This window comes from Streptomyces sp. NPDC000878, from assembly GCF_053599695.1.
The window spans coordinates 1-17,938 of the sequence record NZ_JBSFMT010000031.1; the positions used below are offsets into that span (position 1 = coordinate 1).

Here is a 17,938-nt window from a genome sequence, read left to right on the forward strand (position 1 = left end):
TGCAGCGTACGGGCCAGTTGACGCACCCGGTCCGGGTCACCCGGGGTGGGGTCCTTGTCCAGGTCCAGCACATGCCAATCCGCCGGCCGATACCCAGCCATCCCACAACCCCCGTGACACGAACCTCAACGGCAACAGTCGTACGCACACGCGAACTTACTGGACACGGGAGTTCGAGGTGAAGGTGCTACGCGCCGGTGAGCTGGTACTGGTGGACCTCTCGGGTCTCGTACCCGTCGTCGCCGGGCTCGGCGCGACCAGAAGGTCCTCGGAGGGTGATTGTCCGAGACCCCCGATACCGTATGGGCTTTGCCAGCACATCTGTCTCACGGGGAGTCGACTGTGAAGCGCCACGCTCCGCCCATTGCTGCCGTGTTCGTCGCGGCGGCGGCACTTCTGCTGACCGCGTGTGGCGGCAGCGACAGTGAGGGGACATCGAAGGACAACGACAAGGCCGCCGGATCCGATGGCGGGAGCGCAGTGTCCGCGTCGCCCACAGTCTCCAGGTCGGCCTCGGCAACTTCCGCCGGTCGCCCGAAGATCGAACTGTCGTCGGACATCACGCACACCTTTGCTCCCGAGGAAACCGGTGACCCCGTCAAGGACGCCGTCCTCAAGGACAACGCGGAGATGATCCGTGCGCTCGACGCGGCCATCGTCGCCCAGAACCCGCGCCTTCCCGCCCTTGAGTTCTACACGGAGGGGGAGGGAGCGGTGGCTGCCGAGCAGTGGGTGAAGGCATTCGCGGACGCAGGGTGGACGGTTACTGGCACCGTGAATTACTACGATCGCCAGGTCAACGTCAGCAGCGAGGACAGCGCTTCGCTGAGTTACTGCGGGGACGAGGGCAAGGGGTTCAGCAAGGTCATCAAGACCGGAGAGGTCAAGAAGACACCGGTCAGCAAGGACAGCTACGTCGCCTACGGCGTTCAGGTGCGGAAGAACAAGGCCGGCGTCTGGGAAACGGTGAAGGTCACGTCCACCCGTGGAGCCGACAAGTGCCAGCCGTGACGCAGCAGACACCGGAGACGGACGGGTCGAAGAGCACGTACGGCGACCAGTTCTTTGCCGTTGCCACAGCGCAACCTTGGCAGCCTGGCGGAACCACCGGTCCCACCGATACCGTCTAGGTTTTGCCAGCACATCTGTCTCACGGGGGTTCCACTGTGAAGCGCCGCTCTTTGCCCGTTGCTGCCGCGCTCGTCGCGTCCGCGGCCCTGTTGTTGACTGCCTGTGGCGGCGACGACGGCGAGTCCAAGGACAACGACAAGATCGCCGGGGCCGACACCGGGAGCGAGACCTCGGCATCGCCGACGGCATCCGCCTCGGCGTCGGCCGACTCGGCCGACCGGCCGAAGATCGAGCTGCCGTCCGATCTGACGTACACCTTCGAATGGCCCAAGACCGGCGACAAGGACAAGGACGCCGCTCTCAACGACAGCGAGCAGTTCCTCAAGGCCGTGGACATGGCGATCGCCGAGCAGGATCCGTTGCACAAGGCGTACCAGTTCTACTCCGAGGGCGAGGCGGCGGCCGGGAGTGAGAAGTTCATCCAGGCGTTCGTGGACAACAAGAGCCGCATCACCGGCGCCAAGCGGTACTTCGACGCCAAAGTGAACGTCAACAGTGACGGAACCGCCGGCCTCGTCTACTGCGAGGATCAGAGCAAGGCGTACGACAAGAGCCTCACGACCGGCAAGACCAACGTGACCGCGGCGTCGAAGAACAGCTACGTCCTCTACAGCAGCCGACTGCGGGTCAATGAGCAGGGCATTTGGATCACTGAGACGCTGACATCAGAACGGGGGAGTTCCGTATGCCAGCCCTGATACACCGAACATTCGCAGGCCCGGCAGTTGTCGCCTTCACCGCCGGGGCCCTGTTGCTGTGCCCTGCACCGGCGTTCGCCGATTACGGGGACGGAAACACCAACGGCACCGGGACCCAGGTGGCAGGCGGCCAAGACGGCCAGAACCTCACCGCCACCGCCGGAGCCGTCGTCTACGACCGTTCCAAGAACGGGACCGGGGAGTCGGCCGGGCCTGTCACCGCGTCCACCAGCTGGACGCCGCCCGCTTGCTGGTATGCCCCGACGTACTCGCCGGACGAGCTTCAGAAGGTCAAGGAGCCGGTCTGGGAGGCGGAGTCCACGGGGTACGAGTGGGATGCCGAGCAGCGGGAGAAGTACCTGAACAAGGACGATCCCTCGAAGGACTTCAACAAGGACAAGGCCGGCAAGGGCTACTGGTGGGGCTCGTACGTCAACAAGTCCTACCCGCCGGGCTGGGACTCCTGCACCGAGGACTACTTCTGGGTGGACACGGGTGATGCCCCGCCTGCGAACATCCCCAACACGATCACCCCGGAGATCCTCGCCGGACTCGCCTACAACGAGATCCGCGTCCCCTCCACCAAAGTGACCCTCGCCCCCGCCGGCGAAACCAAGGTCAACCTTCCCACCTGGGCCTGGCTGGACGCGGCGCAGTTCAAGCCCGTCTCCGTGACCGCGTCCGTTCCGGTTCTGGGGATGGAGGCCACGACCGTCGCCGAGCCCGTCTCCCTCAGGATCGAGCCCGGTACCGCCGACGCCCAGGTCTACCCCGCGTCCGGTGTGTGCACCTTCGTCAACGGGCGTATCGGGGAGCCGTACGCCGCCGGGAAGGCGAGCCAGACGCCGCCCTGCGGTGTGAAGTACCTGCGCTCCTCCGGCGACGGGTCCTATCCGCTCCGTGCCACCATCACCTGGAAGATCTCCTGGACCGGGACCGGCGTCAACGTTCCCGTGGACCTGCCCGACGGGGAGTTCGGCGCCGAGCAGGCCGTCGTCGTTCAGGAGATCCAGGCCGTCAATCGCTGAGCCACCTCTCTCCATCGGCCCTTGCTGCCCCTCCTACCCGATCCGCACTTCGCCGCCGCGAGGTTCGGTCGGGTGTGGAGGGGTGGCTGTCGTGGACGGCCATCCGGAGTGTGGCGGATTTCAGGGTCAGGGGTTGTTCGAAGCTAGGTAGGCGCGTGTTCTGCTCAGACGGGCCGCAGCGGCACGGAACGTGATGCCGGACGTCTCGGAGCCGAGGGTCACGTCGAAGCGTCCTCCGTCTTGGGCGGTCAGAGCGGTCGTCTTCGCTTCGGAAGCTCCCCAGCCCGTGACCCGGAGATCGGTCACCCCTGTGAAGAACAGGTGGAATTCGAAGGCGTTGAAGTCCTTTCCCCGCCATTCGGGGGGCAGGTTCGCCGGGAAGGCCCTGGTGTCGAAGCCCAGGGTCACCGAGTTCTCCCGTTCGTCGATGTGCACGTAGAAGAGGTCGCACGCGTCGGTCGGGGGTGGGGTGCCGTCGTACAACTCCCCCAGGTATTCGGCAGATGCGAGGAGTTGCGACCACTCAGCGCTCATAGAACGTCTTCTCATCGGTCAGGGGAAGGAAGGTGTGCCGTCGGGCGTCGATCCTGCTCACGAAGAGATGCGGTCCGTTGTCCGATCCGTCGGCCTGGATCTGGAACGCACTGACATGGCTGACGCGCACGGACTCGCTGCAGTCGAATCGGAGCGCCACGCCTCGGCCGTCTGCGGTTACCCGCATGCGGCGCTCCCTGCCCCATGGGGACATCTCTACGCTGCCGACTGATGGCGGGTCCCAGTCGGTGAGGGAGATGTTCTCCAGTGCCAGGAACTGGAGTTGACACTGCACCGTGTCCATCCCCGCATCGGTCCACTCCTGTGGTGCCGAAGCGGGGAAGGAGGGCAGGTCGACACGGAGCGTCAGTGTGGGCCCGCGCCAGTTCAGGTTGATCGATCTGATTCTGACGTCGCTGAGGGCACTGACGTCACTGAGGACATTGACGTCCAGGACATGGCCGTGGAGCCAGTTGAGTGCTTCCGGGTTCACGAGAAGATTCTCGATGGTGAAACATTTCCCCGTGTCCACCGCATCAATGAGGTGAGGACAGTTCACACGCGCATGACGTCGGTGCGTCGCAGGCACAGGGGGAACGTATGAGAAGGGTCCGCGCTGACGAGTACGCGGAGTTCGCGGCGGCGCGTGCGGGGTATCTGTACCGCTCCGCGTGTCTGCTCACCGCCGGGGACACGTATCTCGCGGAGGACCTCGTGCAGGAGACGCTCGGGCGGCTGTACGTCAACTGGGGACGCGTCTCCCGCGCCAGCAACCCGGCGGGGTACGCGCAGACGGTGCTCACCCGTACCTTCCTCGCGCATCAGCGGCGCCGCAGCAGTACCGAGCGGGCCACCGACGTGCTGCCCGAGTTCCCCGCTCCCTCCGCCGGTGGCGATGTGACCATGCGGCTCACCCTTGTCGAGGCGCTCGCCCAACTCCCGCCGAAAGACCGGGCGGTGGTCGTCCTGCGCTATTGGGAGGACCGTTCCATCGAGGAGACCGCGAGCGCGATGAACGTCAGCTCGGCCGCCGTACGCACCCGTTGTGTCCGCGCCCTCGCCCGGCTGCGCGCCCTCCTCGGTGAGGAACTCGGCGAGTACGCGGCCCGCTGAGCGGTAGTTCGCCAAGGTCCGCTCTCCGAGGCCCGCTCTTCCCGAGGCCCCTGACTGCTCCCTCCCCCTTCCGGTACACATTCCCTACACAGCAGAAGTGGTGGTTCGCCATGCCCGTTGAACAACGTGACGACCAGTTCGAGGAGCGGCTCGGCTCCGCCCTGCGCAACGCCGGTGGTGCCTTCGACGCCGATCGTGCCGCCCTCGTCGCCGGTGGCGAGACCCGGGGGCGCAGGCTTCGTATGCGCCGCCGGACCGCTGTCGTCAGCGGTGCCGCCGCGATCGCGCTGGTGGGGGTGGGCGGCGCGCTGGTCGCGCCCTGGGGCGGCGACGGGACCGGGCAGCGCGCCGTGGGGGCCGGCGGGACGACCGTCGGACCTGGTGATGCCACCGGAACCGCCACTCCATCTCCGGTCTCCGGCGCCCAACTGCTCGCCTCCCTCAAGGAGTTGCTTCCCGCGGGCGGTCAGTTCAGCAACGAGTCGGCTCGTGGCACTGACGCCAGGACCGGGCCGTACGCGTACGCCGTGTACGACGACGGGAAGGGCGCCGCCGCGCTCTCCGTCAGCCTCGGCCGGGTCGAGCCGGGGAGCGGGCGGGCCCGGGAGACGACCGAGTGCCCCGACAAGACGCTGACCCCGTACGACGACTGTGTGTCGAGCACGCTGTCCGGTGGCGCGGTGCTCAGGATCCTCAAGGGGTACGAGTATCCGGACCGCCGCGTGGACACCAAGCTGTGGACGGCCGACCTCGTCACGCCCGAAGGGGAGCATGTGTCGGTGATGGAGTGGAACGCCGCCGCCGAGAAGGACGCGCCCATCAGCCGGGACGAACCTCCGCTGGACAGCGCGCAGTTGAAGACCCTGGTCACCGATCCGGCGTGGCTCAGGGCCGTCAACGCCATCCCGAAGTCGACCGAGGTCGAGACCTCGCCGACGCCCACCACGCCTCCGGCGGCCGAGGGCGGCGCCATCCTGACGACGCTCACCGGTCTGCTCCCCGCCGGCCTCGACGTGGTCTCCAAGGGCGGCCAGGAAGCCGAGTACGGGTACGTCGTGGTCGACGACGGCAAGGGCAAGAGCTTCGTCCAGATCAATGTGCAGCCCGATATGTCGGACGTCGAGGACCAGCTCTTCGGCCCCGACCGGAACCCCGAGACCCTGCCCGACGGGACGAAGGTCGTCGTCAAGCAGGGCATCGGCGACGACAAGGGGCTCGGGCTCATCATGCGGACCGCCGACACCATCCGGACCGACGGTATGCGGGTGGTCGTCATGGCCTTCAACTCCGGCAGCCAGAACACCGGCCCGACCCGTGCCACACCCGCCCTGACCCTCGACCAGCTCAAGGCGATCGCCACCAGCCCGAAGTGGCGCGAGCTGGTGCCGAGCACCGACTGAGAACCGACCTAGGGTCAGAAGAACTCCGACCACGGCTGGTCCCAGATCTGCTTCACGCACAGCACCAGGAACAGCAGACCCGCGACCGCCAGCATCGTGTTGCTGAGCAGCCGGTTGCGCCATTCGGCGGGCGTGCGGGAGGAGTTGAGCAGGACCAGCAGGGTGCCGGCCAGGAAGGGGAGGAAGGCCGCGCCCAGGACGCCGTACAGGATGATCAGCCGGAAGGGCTGGTCCTGGAAGAGCAGGACGATGGGCGGGAAGGTCAGCCACAGCAGGTACGCGCGGAACGGCCACGACCGTTGCCGCGCGCCCGAGGCGACCTCCTCGCCCGTGGTCCGGGTACCGCGGAAGCGTTCCACGAAGTCCGCGAACATCAGGCTCACTCCGTGCCAGACGCCGATCAACGACGTGTAGGAGGTGGCGAAGAAGCCGATCAGGAAGAACTTGGCGGTCGCCGTGCCGTACTTGTCCTCCAGGATGTCGCTCAGCTGGATCAGGCCCTTGTCGCCGCTCGCGATCGCCACGTTCGCCGAATGCAGCAACTCCGCGCCCACGAACAGCATCGAGACGACGAAGATGCCCGTCGTCGCGTACGCGACCCGGTTGTCGAAGCGCATCACCTTCATCCAGCCCGTGTTCGTCCAGCCCTTCGCGTTGACCCAATAGCCGTACGCCGCAAGGGTGATGGTGCCGCCCACGCCGCCGATCAGGCCCAGCGTGTTGAGGACCGAGTCCTTCTCGTCGGGGAGCACCGGCAGCAGGCCCGCGAAGGCGTCCCCGAGGTTCGGGGTGACGCGGATCGCCAGGTAGACCGTGACGACGAACATCACGCCCACCAGCACGGTCATGACCTTCTCGAAGACCTCGTACTTGTTGAACCAGACGAAGACGAGGCCCGACAACCCGCAGGCGATCGCCCACCACTTGAGGTCCATGACGTCCGGGAACAGCGCCTGCAGCGGCAGCGCGCTCGACGACATCGCCGCCGCGCCGTACACGAAGCCCCAGATCACCACGTACGCGACGAAGAAGTACGTCGTCCAGCGGCCGAGGCTCGCCCAGCCGTCGAAGAGGGTGCGGCCGGTGGAGAGGTGCCAGCGGCCCGCCGCCTCGGCGAGGGAGATCTTCACCAGACAGCCGAGTACGGCGGCCCACAGGAGCGTGTAGCCGAAGTTGCTGCCCGCGATGAGCGTCGCCACCAGGTCGCCGGCGCCGACGCCTGTCGCGGCGACCACGATTCCCGGGCCGATGTACTTCCAACTGGACTTGCGGGGACCGGATTCGGGGCCTGGGGTGACGCCTGTGGCCCCTGCTTCCGTGGTGTTTCCGGAGTTTCCTGTGGTGTCCGCCATGTACGTCAAGAAAGCGCAAAGGGGCTGGTCGCACAAGAGGGCGTTCCGGAGCCGGAGGGTGGACAGCCGGGGCATCCGGCGTCCGGAACTGGGACCTGCGGGACGCTACGGCTGTCGCCGACCACAGCCGTCGGACCCGCAGGTGCCGAGCTCGAACCAGACGGTCTTGCCCGGCCCGTCCTGGTGGCAGCCCCAGCGCCTCGCGAGCGCGTCCACCAGGAACATCCCCCGGCCGCTCTCCGCGGCGCCCGCGTGCCGGACGCGCGGAGTACGGCGGCCGGTGTCGGTGACCTCGCAGCGCAGGATGCCGTGTGCGGCCGTCAGGGTGAGCCGGAACCGGCTCGCGGCGTGCAGCACGGCGTTGGTGACCAGCTCGCTGACGAGCAGTTCCGCGACGTCGACGAGGTCGTCCCGGCCCGTCGGATCGTCCCGGTCGTCCCGGTTCTCCCGGTCGGTCAGGTCGTCGCGGTCGGTCAGGCCCCACTCCTCCAACTGCCTGCGCACCTCCGCCCGGGCCTCGCGGGCCGCGGTGGGGCGCGGGTCGTACTCGACGCTCAGATGGCCTGCCCCCAGCGGGGGTTGGGGGTACGAGCCATACCGAGGGACGGGATCCGGGACGTGTCCCCCGGAGCCCCCGGAGAGTTGCAGCATGCCTTCAGCATCGCCTCCACGGGCGCCCCCGCGCGCGGGTAGAAATACCTGTTTCCGGCTCCCCCGGTCCCCCACTGCCCCCGTACGCACCATCAACGAAGCGGTCTCAACGGTGCACGGTTTCAACCGTGCGGTCTCAACGATGTGTTGTCACCCAGGCCGCGATCTGGGTGCGGTTGCTGAGGCCCAGTTTGCCGAGGATGCGTTCCACGTGGCCCTCGGCGGTGCGGCGGGCGATCACCAGCCGGTCTGCGATCTGCTGGTTGGCCAGGCCCTCGGCGATGAGTGCGGCGACCTCGGTCTCCCGGCGGGTGAGACGCGTACCTCGGTCGCTCAAGCCGTGAGGACTGGACGACGACGGCGGTGGTTCGGATCTCCCGTCCCCCGAATCCTCCTCCCTCAGCGCGTACTTGACGATCCCCGTGAGCCCGAAGCGCTCTCCCCGCCGGTACGCCCGCTCGTACGCCCGTCGCCCGAGACCCTCGCGCGCCCCGGTCCCGGCGTCCTGCCGTACGGAGTCGGACGGGGTGGACCGTACGCGGTCGGCGGCGCCCAGCAGGACGGCGGCGCGTTCGTGGGCGTGGTGGTGGGCGGTCGCGGTCAGGGCGAGCAGGTCGAGGGCGGGGGCGATGCCGAGGACGTCGTGCAGGGTGTGCGCGACGCTCAGGGCCTCGCGGGCGGGCGGTTCGGCCCGGCGCCAGTCCTCGCGGAGGGCGTGGGCGTGGGCGAGCGCGCGCAGGGCGTACGAACGCACCCACTGCTCGCCGTGCTCCCCGCACACCCGCAGGACGTTCTCGCAGAGGGCGACCGCCCGGTCCGCCTCGCCCAAGGCCGCGAGCGCACAGGCGAGTTGGACGCGTTCGAGCCCAATGAGGGCGGTATGACCGCCGGGTACGGGTCCCCGCGCCACGGCGTCCTCGAAGTGCCGCAGGGCAGCGGCCGGTTCACCGCCGAGCAGCAGGCCGACCCCTACGGCGTACCCGGCGTGCGCGGCCTCGGCGGCGTCACCTAGGCGTCGGGCGAGGGCTCGCGCCTCCTCGGCGCGCCGCCGTCCCCGGGCGAGTTCCTCGGGCGGGCCGGAGAGCAGCCCCAGCAGTCCGGCGGCCCACAGCGCGCGGGCCCGTTCCCGGCTCGGCTCGGGGTTCGCTTCGAGGGCGCGGTCGAGCCAGTACCGGCCTTCACCGGGTACGCCGGACGCGTACCAGTGGAACCAGAGGGCGCCGGCGAGACGGAGGGCGGCGCGGGGGTCGTCGGGGGCTCCCCCGCCCGCCCTGATCTCCGTACCGGGGCTTTCGGGGCTTCCGAGCCGTCCGAAGCCTCCGGAGCTGAAGTCCAACTCACCACGGAGGCTGGCCCGATCGACACCGAGGCCGGGGCGGCGGCCTTCGGAGCCCCCTCCGCCGGCCCTGACCTCTACTCCGGGGCCTCCAGAGCTGCCGGGGCTCCCGGGGCTTCCGGAGCCGCCAAGGCTGAAGTCCAGCGCAGCCCGGAGGTTGGCCCGGTCGGCGCGGAGGCGGGCGGCCAGCTGTCGCTGGTCGGGGCCGAACCAGGCCTGTTCGTACGCCGTCGCCCGGGTCCCGGTCCAGTCGCGGTGCCTGCGCCGGGCGGCCCGTTCCGCTCCGGGCCGCTGCCTCAACCGGTCGAGGCCGTACCGCCGGAGGGTGTCGAGCAGCCGGTACCGTACGCCGCCGTCCGGGTCGGTCTCCCGGCTCAGTACGGACTTGCCGACCAGCCCGGTCACGGCTTCCAGGACGTCGTCGGCGCCCTCCCCGCACACGGCCTCCGCCGTCTCCAGGTCGAAGTCTCCGGCCAGCACCGACGCCCGCGCCCACACCAACCGCTCTTCCGGCGTGCACAGTTGGTGGCTCCGGTCGATCGTCGCGCGCAGGGTGCCGTGGCGGTCACCACGACGACTGGCTTGCTCGTCATCGATGCGGGTCTGCAGGCCGGTGATGTCCTGGTCGCCGAGTTCGCCCATGCGGGCCGCCGCGAGTTCGATCGCCAGGGGGAGGCCGTCGAGGCGGTGGCAGAGGCGGGCCACGGCCGTGCGGTTGGCGGGGGTGAGGGTGAAGCCCGGGAGTACCGCGGCGGCCCGGTCGGCGAAGAGGGCGAGGGCCGGGTGGCGGTGGGCCGCGGAGAGGTCGCCGTCCGGGTCCGGGAGCGGCAACGGGCGTACGTCCAGCAGGTGTTCCTCCGTCAGGCCCAGACGGTGCCGGCTGGTGGCGAGGACACGTACGCCCGTGGTGCGGTGCAGGAGTGCGCCGGCGAGTTCGGCGCAGGCCCGGTGCAGGTGCTCGCAGTTGTCGAGGACCAGGAGGAGACGGCGGGTGCTCAGCCGGTCGGCGAGGGCGTCCAGCTGACGGTGCCCGGCGTGGCCGTGCAGACCCAGCGCGTCGGCGACCGCCCGCGGTACGAGGTCCGGGTCGTCGAGGTCGGCGAGGTGGGCGAAACGGACGCCGTCCGGGAAGGCACGGGCCACGCGGGTCGCGACACGTACGGCGAGGCGGGTCTTGCCGACGCCGCCCGGGCCGGTCAGCGTGACCAGCCGGGCCTTGGCCAACAGCGCGCGGACTTCGGCCTGTTCGTCGCGGCGGTCGACGAAGCTGGTGGTCTCCGACACCGGCGGTTCGGCTGGTGTCCGCCCGGCCGGTGAGCGGCAGTCCGTTCGTGGCGCTGATCCGCCCATGATCGGTACCTTCCAACAGCTCCCCGCGGATACACACACGCGGTCACACACACGTGTGCACTTGCCGAGGAGCCGGGACGGGCGGCGCGGGCACGCGTATCCTGCGCGCCGCCGACACGCGACCTCCTTGCCAGCGGCCCTTTCCGGCCCGTACGGCCGGCCCGTTCACGCCATCGCCCTTTAGGCGCTCTTGACCTGCTCATGCCATAGCCGCACCATGAGCGCCACACCCGCACCAGTCCGTCGCACCGGAGAACCACCCCCCGCTCCACTCCCAGCTTCCGGAGATCCCGGAACTACCGGAGAAATCAGGAGACTTCATGCGACTTCGCATACGAGGCTCAGGCGCCCGCAGCGGCAGACGATCCGCCGCTGTCGTCGGCCTGCTGTCCCTCGCGCTCGCCGTCGGCGTCACCTCCACGACACCCGACGCCACCGCGACCAGCGCCAAGCGTCCGGCCGCCTCGGCGGACGACATCCGCCAGTACGAGATCAACTTCGCGAACTCCACGTCCGACGTCCGCACCGACATCATGGCGTCGGGCGTGACCGTGGACGAGGCCGACGAGGAGACCATCGTGGTCTCCGGTCGCGCCGACCAGGCCAAGAAGCTGGCCCAACGCGGTTACGAGATCACCCTGTTGGGCTCGGCCCCGGACCGCTCCAGCAGCGCCGACGACGTACGGCTGCTCGACTTCCCCACGGCCGACTCCCGCTATCACAACTACGCGGAGATGACGACGGAGATCAACTCCCTCGTCTCGGCCAACTCCTCCATCGCCAGCCAGCGGGTCATCGGTACGTCGTACTCGGGCCGGAACATCGTCGCCATCAAGCTCAGCGACAACGTCGGCACCGACGAGGCCGAGCCGGAGGTGCTGTTCACCCACCACCAGCACGCCCGTGAGCACCTCACCGTCGAGATGGCGCTCTACCTGCTGCGCAACCTGACCTCCACCTACGCCACCGACTCCCGGGTCAAGGCCATGCTCGACTCCCGGGAGATCTGGATCGTCCCGGACCTCAACCCGGACGGCGGCGAGTACGACATCGCGACCGGCTCGTACCGCTCGTGGCGCAAGAACCGGCAGCCCAACTCCGGTTCGTCGTACGTCGGTACGGACATGAACCGCAACTGGAACTACCAGTGGGGCTGCTGCGGCGGCTCCTCCGGGTCGACGTCCTCGGAGACCTACAGGGGTACGGCCCCCGAGTCCGCGCCCGAGGTCAAGGTGGTCGCCAACTTCGTCCGCAGCCGGGTCGTCGGCGGCGTCCAGCAGATCAAGACGGGCATCGACTTCCACACGTACAGCGAGCTGGTGCTGTGGCCCTTCGGGTACACGACCGCCAACACCACGACGGGGATGACCCAGGACGACCGGGACGCGTTCGCGACGGTCGGCGGCAAGATGGCGGCGAGCAACGGGTACACGCCGGAGCAGTCCAGCGACCTGTACATCACCGACGGGTCGATCGACGACTACCTCTGGGGCAGTCAGAAGATCTTCGCGTACACGTTCGAGATGTATCCGACGTCCAGCTCGGGGGGTGGGTTCTATCCGCCCGATGAGGTGATCGACCGGGAGACGGCTCGTAACCGGGATGCGGTGTTGCAGCTGCTGGAGAACTCGGACTGCATGTACCGGTCCATCGGTAAGCAGGCTCAGTACTGCTCGTGAGGGGTGTCTGAGGTAGTGGGGAGCTGCGGGCCGGCTGTGGCTGGTCGCGCAGTTCCCCGCGCCCCTTAGGGGGCGCTCTCCTCGACCTCTTTCTCGTCTTCGAAGTAGGTGTCCAGGACCTTGTCCAGGTCCGTTTCCCACTCCGCGTGCTGAGACTTCGCCTTCGCTTCGATCTCGACCGGGTACCAGCGGCGGTCCGGGGTGTGGACCGTCACCGTGAACCGCTTGCCGAAGCGGGACGTCTCCGTCTCCACGGCGCCGATCTCGTCCCAGCGGAACTCGCACTCCTGGTCGTCCAGGGAGAGCCGTACGCCGCTGTGGTCGGCGATGATCTTCGCCCGGCGGTCGGACGCCTCGAAGACGGGGCCCTCGGCCTCCGGGGTCTCCGTCTCGACCTCAGAGGTCTCGGTCTCGGCATCAGAGGTCTCGGGGGTCTCCGAGTCCTCGGGGGCCTCCGCCTCCGAGGTGGTCTCCTCCACCGGGTCCGGGGTCCCGTCCTCCGGCTCCGCCGGCACGGGTGAAGTGAGCCCGGGGATGGCCGCCGGGTCGACCGCGGCGGTTTCCAGGGGCTTGCTGCTCGAACCTATGCGCTGCTCCACAGGCGGAAGTATGGCGGACATTGCTGTGTCATGGGACAGCAGGGGCCCGAGAGATCCGAAGAAGACCAGAAGAGATCGCCCGTCCCCCACCAATCCGTTCACTCGTCCATGAAGACGATCTTCCGCCTCGGTGCCGCCGCGCCCGCCGCCGTGGTCGTCGCCGAGCGGCCCGCCGGTACCGCGCGCTCCCGGCCCCAGGCCCTGATCTCCTCGATCTGCTCGGGGTTCACCCTGCTCAGCGGAACCGTGTTGGCGAAGGTGTCCAGCAGGAACGACGGCTTCAGCCGGTCGGCACCGCCCGTACGGAACGCCTCCTCGCCCACGTCGTGCAGCGTGGACTCGATGTCGGAGCCCGCGAAGCCCTCGGAGAGGTCGACCAGCCGGTCCACCTGTTCAGGGCCGGGGTCCATCTTGAGGTAGCGGCGGTAGTACATCTCGATGATCTCCTTGCGGTCCTGGCTGTCGGGCAGGTCCACGAAGAACAGCTCGTCGAAGCGGCCCTTGCGCAGCAGCTCGGGCGGCAGACTGCGCACGTCGTTCGCGGTGGCCACGACGAACGCCCTCGACCGCGACTCCTGGAGCCAGAACAGGAACTGCCCGATGATCCGCTGCGGTACGCCGGACATGTCGTCCTTGCCCGCCAGGCCCTTCTCGATCTCGTCGATCCACAGGATGCACGGCGCCACCCGGTCCGCCATCGCCAGCGCCTCCCGGAACCGGCCCTCGGACTCTCCCAGGTACTTGCCGTGGATGCTCGCCATGTCGAGCCGGTAGAGCGGGAGCTGCCACTCGTGCGCGATGGCCTTCGCGGAGAGCGACTTCCCACAGCCGGGTACGCCCACCAGCAGCACGCCCCTCGGGGGCCGCAGCGCCGTCTCCCTCAGGTCGGCGTGCATCATGTCGTGCTTCCGCTTCAGCCACTCGCGCAGGCTGCTCAGGCCGCCGACGGTGTAGTCGCCCTCCCTGAGCTGGACGCGTTCGAGTCCGGTGAGGTTGCTGAAGATGCGGTCCTTGGCCTGGGCGAGGCCGAGGACGTCCGCCTTCTGGATCGAGCCCTTCGCCGCGATGGTCGCCATCAGGTTGATGCACTCGGCCTCGGTGACCCCGCTGAGGAACTCGGCGGCGCGCCGGGCGTCGTCCTCGTCCCACTCGATCGGGATGACGCCGTTGTGGTCGCCGAGGAAGCCGGCGAGGGTGCCGTACATCTCGTCGGTGTCCGGCAGGTCCAGGTGCAGGCTCATGCCGAGCCGTTGCAGGCCGCTCCAGATCGGGGCGTCGGTGACCAGGACGATGCTGCCGCTGTTGTTGTCGGCGAGGCGGGCGAGTTCGGCGATGTGGCGGGTGACCGGGGTGTCGTCCTCCAGGTGGTCGGGGTCGACCAGGATGACGGTGGCGTTGGCTCTGCCGCTGAACTGGGTCGCGGCGAAGTCCATGGCTCCCGTGAGGGAGCGGTCGTCCTGTACGGGGGTGTTGGTGCGGAGGTCTCTGAGGCCTGTTGCTCTGGTGTAGATCCAGAAGGGCATGCTGCTGCGGCGGGGTTGGAGGGCTGCGTCTCGGAGGAGGCGTAGGGCTCGTTGTTGTTCGATGGTGCGCATGCCGATTACTGGGACGCGGGCGGAGATGTAGCTGTCTAGGTGGTCGAGGCTTTCTGAGTAGTTCGACATGCGGGCCTTCGGTTCGCCTTCGGTTCGGGGTGCGTTGGGTTGTTCGGCGGGTGCCGGCCGGTGGGGGCTTGTCGCGCAGTTCCCCGCGCCCCTAGGTGTCAGTGATCACCCGGCGCTTTGGACGTTCCTGTCCCTGTGGCTGAGCCCATGGGTCCGCCACCGGTACCGAACTCGCCACCGTGAGCGGGTTGTCGCGGAACGTCCGTCTGCGCTGCTCCACCCACCTCTGGTCCGTGCCGTTCGCCGCCGCCAACTCATCCAGTTGACGTTCCAACTGGCGTTGCAGGTCGGTGATCTGGGCCTCGACCAGTTCGGTGAAGCGGGTTCGGGTGGACTCGGGGAGGCCGGGGTGGCCCGCGACCGCCCGCACCGTGGAGAGCCCCGTCCTCGCCTGGGCCAGGGCTCGGCCCACCGAGAACTCGTCCGAGGCCGCGAGGAGGGCCTCGGTGAGCCGGTTGGCCCAGGCGGTGAGGCGGGCGTCGAGGGCCGTGCCGAGGTGACCGGCGAGGCGGGTCCAGGTCTCGCCCGGGAAGTCCTCCTGGTCGAGGGGAGGAAGCGCCTCCGGGGACACGTCCTCCTCGGCGGACCAGCGGCGCAGGAAGTCCACCCAGGTCTCGTACGGGCCGCCGTGACCCCAGTACGTGGTCACACCGTGCCGCCCGGTCTGCGGACGACGGTCTCGCCGGGTGGCAGGGGCTCCCAGTCGGGCAGGCCCTCGACGACCTTGCGGACGCGGCTGGTCGCCCGTTCTCCGGCGGGCTTGCGGGTGGCGCCCCAGGGGGAGGCTCCGGCGGACGACCACTGCGGGTCCCCGGGGGGCCTGCGGGGCGCGGGCGGGGTGCTCATGACGCGGAGTCCTCCTGGGCGGTCGTGGCTGAGCCGGAGACGGTGCGGCCCTCGAACGGGGAGGCGCCCTGGGTCGCCGTGCGCAGCGACTGGATCAGCTCCCGGCACTGCGGTTCCACCGCGTCGGCGGTGCGCAACTTGGCGTTCCAGTCGGTGAGTTCGGCGGAGGCCGCGCGCAGATTGTGCACGGACTCCTGTTTCGCCGCCTCCAGGATCCGGCGGGCGTTGTCCTGGTGGCGGCGGGCGGCCTGGGCGCCGTTGTTCAGGATGAGCCCCCAGACTCCGCCGACGAGGATCGCGATCACCAGCGCGGCCGGGAACGAGAACATCCCGATGACCACCAGGATGCCCAGCACGGTGAGTCCGAGCGGGGTCGCCTTCTTGGCCCACGGGTAGGCGAACCGGTCGATGAAGGGCCGGGTGTAGTGGTCCCAGTGGGCCGTCAACGACTGTTCCAGGTCCGCCAGTTGCTGGGTGAACGAGCCGACCCAGGGCGGGAGGTGGAAGGTCTGGGCCGCGACCGTGTACGCCGTACCGAACTGTGCCTGTACGTCCGGGGGTACGGCTGCCCGGTAGTCGCGGGTGAAACCGGCGTGCGCCTGGAGGAACCACTCCTGGCAGGCGGCGACCGACAGCCGCTGGGTGGCGGGCGAGGTGCCGATGGCCGCCGGGTTGAGGGCGGCGGTCGTCTGCACGGTCAGGTAGTCGAGGGTCTCCTCGTACGAGGCCGAGTCCGCGTCCGCCGTTCTGCGGGCCGCGTCCAGGTCGCCGCCGTGGTCGATGACCGCGTGGTTGAAGGCGAGGTCGCGGCGGAGCGGCAGTTCCTCGTTGTCGTACTCGGAGACCAGCCGGTCCAGGATGTCGTCGACGGCGTCCTCCAGCCGCTGCGAGGGCTGGAACTCGCGGTCCATGATGGCCCGGTACTTGTCCAGCACGACCTGGTGGGCACGGGCCCGGCCGAGCACCGCGTCCAACTGCGGCCACTGCGGGGACACTTGGGCCAGGCGCAGGAACTCCGCCGAGGCCGAGGGCTGGGCGAGGGAGTCGATCTCGTCGCGCCAGCGGGTGATCTGGCGCTGCTGGGCCTGGTCGTCGCCCATCAGCTGCTCGCGCCAGCCGTGCAGCGTGTCGTCGAGGAGTTCGCGCCCGGCGGGTCCGAACGCGCCCTGGGCTATGGACTCCAGGATGACCGCGAACTCACGGCCGAGTGCCGCCGGGTCCTGGGCGAGGAGGTAGTGGCGCAGCCAGCGTACGGCCGCCTGGGCGCGTTCCTGGCGGCGCAGCACCAGGGCGAAGAAGAGGGAGGTCCGGTCCGGGGAGCGCCGGAATGCCTCCTCGACCGCCTTCTCGCACAGCGACCTGTCGTCGGCCGACCAGGAGGCGAGGGCCACCAGGGCGGGCGCGAGCCAGTAGCGGGGCGTCTGGAGCATCAACTGGTCGCCCACAGCACGGACGTTGTCCTCGGAGACCAGGCCCAGGTCGAAGGCCTGGAGCATGCCGACGGCGGTGCGCCGTACCGTCTTGTGGTGGCCGAACTCGTGGTCCACCTGGTCCTGGATCACCCCGACCCGGGTCTCGGCGCGCTGGACGTTGGCCGTGAGCTGGGCGGTCTGCACGAAGGCGAGGAACTCGTCGCGCAGTTGCTGGAGTTCGGTGCGGGTCTGCTGCTGGTTGGCCTCGACGGCCGAGACCTGGCCGGACACCGAGCCGACCTGCTCACTGAGCCGGACCACGAGGTTGCTGACCTGCTGCACCTTCTGATGCAGTGCGTAGTCCACCTCGGACATTCGTTTCTCCGATCACATGGCTGGCGCATGGCTATGGCGTTGGGAGGGGGTGCGGGTGGGGGGTGAGAGTGAGGGTGTGGGGGGCGCGGTCGATCGGGGTGGTGTCAGGGACGTACGACCGTGCCGTCGTCCAGGACCGGCAGGAGCAGGCCGCCGGAGTAGACCTCGACGAAGGCGTAGCCGCCCGAGCGCACCAGCATCCGGGCGCCCGAGAACGGGTCGGGCACCTGGTCGGACGGGGCGAAGTGGCGGACGATCACCTGGAAGAGGTCCAACTGGTGATCGACGTAGGGCGGGCCCAGGTAGCAGCGGGCGAGGAAGCCCAGCGGGATCTCGCCGTAGTTCGCCCGGTACTCCTCGCCGATCCACTCGGCCAGTTGCCGGCGCGTCTGTTCGTCCAGGCCCGCGTCCAGCCGGCCGACCGCGTCGCGCAGCGCCTGCGGACGCGGGGCGAGCCGCTCCCGGCGCAGGGGTGCGGCGGGCGCCGGTCCTGATGTGCCGACGGTTCGGCGGGATCCGGCGGTGCTGCCCGCCCCGGCCGTGCCCTGGTCCGTACGGCGCAGCGCGTCCGACGACGTGGTCTTCGGCGCGACGGCACCGCCGCCCGGCTGAACGACGCGCCGAGGCCGCTCCAAGTGGCCCATGTGTCCCCCGACTTGAGTTGACTTGCGAGAAGCGTGAAGCGTGAAGCGAGGTGCGTGAAACGAGATGCGTGAAACGGGATGGTGCTGCGACCGGGTGCAGGAAGTTGATGCGAGCGAGTGAAGACT

Annotated in this window: 17 protein-coding genes; 6 read left to right on the forward strand and 11 right to left on the reverse strand. The window is 69.2% G+C overall.

The window, feature by feature from the left end:
* Nucleotides 1-372: 372 nt before the first annotated feature.
* The 3 genes from ACWDR4_RS25795 (at nt 373) to ACWDR4_RS25805 (ending at nt 2,857) form a co-directional block, all read left to right on the forward strand.
* Nucleotides 373-1,011, forward strand: a complete 639-nt coding sequence (locus ACWDR4_RS25795; protein WP_450412052.1) for a hypothetical protein — start codon at nt 373-375, stop codon at nt 1,009-1,011.
* 155 nt (nt 1,012-1,166) lie between these two features.
* Complete coding sequence (locus tag ACWDR4_RS25800; RefSeq protein ID WP_450412054.1) at nt 1,167-1,829, forward strand: hypothetical protein; 663 nt, start codon at nt 1,167-1,169, stop codon at nt 1,827-1,829.
* Nucleotides 1,817-2,857 carry a hypothetical protein gene (locus ACWDR4_RS25805; RefSeq protein ID WP_450412056.1) on the forward strand — a complete coding sequence of 347 codons (1,041 nt, stop codon included), beginning with the start codon at nt 1,817-1,819 and terminating at the stop codon, nt 2,855-2,857. The genes ACWDR4_RS25800 and ACWDR4_RS25805 overlap by 13 nt, the downstream gene beginning before the upstream one ends.
* 126 nt (nt 2,858-2,983) lie before the next feature.
* Here ACWDR4_RS25805 and ACWDR4_RS25810 read toward each other — a convergent pair whose 3' ends face one another.
* Both ACWDR4_RS25810 and ACWDR4_RS25815 read right to left on the reverse strand, forming a co-directional pair.
* Nucleotides 2,984-3,391, reverse strand: coding sequence for an Imm50 family immunity protein (locus tag ACWDR4_RS25810; RefSeq protein ID WP_450412058.1), 408 nt, complete (start codon nt 3,389-3,391; stop codon nt 2,984-2,986).
* Nucleotides 3,381-3,980 carry an Imm50 family immunity protein gene (locus ACWDR4_RS25815; protein WP_450412061.1) on the reverse strand — a complete coding sequence of 200 codons (600 nt, stop codon included), beginning with the start codon at nt 3,978-3,980 and terminating at the stop codon, nt 3,381-3,383. Before ACWDR4_RS25815 ends, ACWDR4_RS25810 begins: the two co-directional genes overlap by 11 nt.
* A gap of 11 nt (nt 3,981-3,991) precedes the next feature.
* Here ACWDR4_RS25815 and ACWDR4_RS25820 point away from each other — a divergent pair, with 11 nt between their 5' ends.
* Nucleotides 3,992-4,504, forward strand: a complete 513-nt coding sequence (locus ACWDR4_RS25820) for a SigE family RNA polymerase sigma factor (RefSeq protein ID WP_450412063.1) — start codon at nt 3,992-3,994, stop codon at nt 4,502-4,504.
* A 110-nt stretch (nt 4,505-4,614) separates the two neighbouring features.
* Entirely contained in the window at nt 4,615-5,904 is a 1,290-nt protein-coding gene (locus ACWDR4_RS25825) for a hypothetical protein (RefSeq protein ID WP_450412065.1), read from the forward strand.
* Between the two features lie 14 nt (nt 5,905-5,918).
* Here the strand turns inward: ACWDR4_RS25825 and ACWDR4_RS25830 are convergent, their stop codons facing one another.
* The 3 genes from ACWDR4_RS25830 to ACWDR4_RS25840 all read right to left on the reverse strand — a co-directional run bounded on the left by ACWDR4_RS25830 (nt 5,919) and on the right by ACWDR4_RS25840 (nt 10,593).
* Nucleotides 5,919-7,256, reverse strand: a complete 1,338-nt coding sequence (locus tag ACWDR4_RS25830) for an Nramp family divalent metal transporter (protein WP_450412067.1) — start codon at nt 7,254-7,256, stop codon at nt 5,919-5,921.
* 105 nt (nt 7,257-7,361) lie between these two features.
* The gene (locus tag ACWDR4_RS25835; protein ID WP_450412069.1) at nt 7,362-7,907 is read right to left on the reverse strand and encodes an ATP-binding protein; all 546 of its coding nucleotides are present in this window, start codon (nt 7,905-7,907) and stop codon (nt 7,362-7,364) included.
* A gap of 136 nt (nt 7,908-8,043) precedes the next feature.
* Nucleotides 8,044-10,593 (reverse strand): LuxR C-terminal-related transcriptional regulator, encoded by a 2,550-nt coding sequence (locus ACWDR4_RS25840; protein WP_450412071.1) that lies wholly within the window; start codon nt 10,591-10,593, stop codon nt 8,044-8,046.
* Nucleotides 10,594-10,913: 320 nt separating this feature from the next.
* Between ACWDR4_RS25840 and ACWDR4_RS25845 the strand changes: the two genes are divergently transcribed.
* Nucleotides 10,914-12,272, forward strand: a complete 1,359-nt coding sequence (locus ACWDR4_RS25845) for a M14 family metallopeptidase (protein WP_450412073.1) — start codon at nt 10,914-10,916, stop codon at nt 12,270-12,272.
* Between the two features lie 65 nt (nt 12,273-12,337).
* On the opposite strand, the gene ACWDR4_RS25850 is transcribed toward ACWDR4_RS25845, so the two are convergent.
* The 6 genes from ACWDR4_RS25850 to ACWDR4_RS25875 all read right to left on the reverse strand — a co-directional run bounded on the left by ACWDR4_RS25850 (nt 12,338) and on the right by ACWDR4_RS25875 (nt 17,812).
* A complete protein-coding gene (locus tag ACWDR4_RS25850; protein ID WP_450412075.1) occupies nt 12,338-12,871 on the reverse strand; it encodes a hypothetical protein in 534 nt (177 codons plus the stop codon).
* 98 nt (nt 12,872-12,969) lie between these two features.
* Entirely contained in the window at nt 12,970-14,535 is a 1,566-nt protein-coding gene (locus tag ACWDR4_RS25855; RefSeq protein WP_450412077.1) for an AAA family ATPase, read from the reverse strand.
* Nucleotides 14,536-14,626: 91 nt separating this feature from the next.
* The gene (locus ACWDR4_RS25860) at nt 14,627-15,184 is read right to left on the reverse strand and encodes a hypothetical protein (protein WP_450412079.1); all 558 of its coding nucleotides are present in this window, start codon (nt 15,182-15,184) and stop codon (nt 14,627-14,629) included.
* Nucleotides 15,181-15,381 (reverse strand): hypothetical protein, encoded by a 201-nt coding sequence (locus tag ACWDR4_RS25865; protein WP_369035022.1) that lies wholly within the window; start codon nt 15,379-15,381, stop codon nt 15,181-15,183. The genes ACWDR4_RS25860 and ACWDR4_RS25865 overlap by 4 nt, the downstream gene beginning before the upstream one ends.
* Nucleotides 15,378-17,168, reverse strand: coding sequence for a hypothetical protein (locus ACWDR4_RS25870; RefSeq protein ID WP_450412082.1), 1,791 nt, complete (start codon nt 17,166-17,168; stop codon nt 15,378-15,380). Before ACWDR4_RS25870 ends, ACWDR4_RS25865 begins: the two co-directional genes overlap by 4 nt.
* A 104-nt stretch (nt 17,169-17,272) precedes the next feature.
* Complete coding sequence (locus tag ACWDR4_RS25875; RefSeq protein WP_450412084.1) at nt 17,273-17,812, reverse strand: hypothetical protein; 540 nt, start codon at nt 17,810-17,812, stop codon at nt 17,273-17,275.
* Between the last annotated feature and the right edge of the window lie 126 nt (nt 17,813-17,938).